Source organism: Candidatus Cardinium hertigii, from assembly GCF_003788695.1.
Genome location: NZ_RARA01000023.1, coordinates 43,787 through 44,362, shown reverse-complemented (window position 1 = coordinate 44,362; position 576 = coordinate 43,787). Strand labels below are relative to the sequence as shown.

The 576-nt window shown below is 34.3% G+C and carries 2 protein-coding genes (both only partly in view); one reads left to right on the top strand and one right to left on the bottom strand.

Annotated features, from left to right (window positions below; translation table 11 throughout):
* Positions 1 to 115: 115 nt before the first annotated feature.
* A protein-coding gene (locus EDM02_RS02205; protein WP_123662712.1) for an AAA family ATPase crosses the window boundary here: on the bottom strand, positions 116 to 576 show its 3' portion. 13 nt of this gene lie beyond the right edge of the window; only the last 461 of its 474 coding nucleotides appear in the window; its start codon lies off the right edge, out of view — the gene reads right to left on this strand; it ends in the stop codon at positions 116 to 118.
* Positions 560 to 576: the 5' end (the start) of an AAA family ATPase gene (locus EDM02_RS02200; RefSeq protein WP_123662710.1), read on the top strand. Its footprint extends 811 nt past the window's final position; the window shows 17 of its 828 coding nt (coding positions 1-17); its start codon is at positions 560 to 562; its stop codon lies off the right edge, out of view. The genes EDM02_RS02205 and EDM02_RS02200 overlap by 30 nt on opposite strands.

Genomic DNA, 576 nt, shown 5'->3' with positions numbered 1-576 from the left:
AAGAAGGAATTAAAGATCAAATTATAACATTATTTTCCTGCCATCGTTATCTAAGCGTACATCTAGCAGCATCAGGGAGATTACTGGATAATGCTCAAAAAGAGAAATTACAGTGCTATTTGGATNAATCTTTGATTTTTGCTGGTTCCGTTTGGGTAGCTACCTTACTAAGCAAGTCATCTACCTCGCTTTGCGTAAAACCATAAAATTGTGTGAAGTTTTTATCCAACAACGTATATTCCCGTACATTATTGAGATCTGAAAAGAGATTGGCTTTGGCTATGCGTAATATGCCTGTGATAACGCCTTTTTCTAAATAGGGATTGCTTTTTAAGGCGCTACCAAAAATTCCACGGAATAGTTCTAAAATTTCTTCAAAGGATTCACTTTGGCTACCAAATTTAATATACGAACTATTGATAGGGGTATCATATTCATCAATCAAGATATAAACCTTTTGGTTAAAATGTTTGTAGAGCAGTTCGCTTAAAAAACGCAACCCTTGTTTTAAATCATTTTTATCGAGTTTTCCATCCAAATAGCGTTGTAGTTTCTCTTTTTGAGCATTATCCAGTA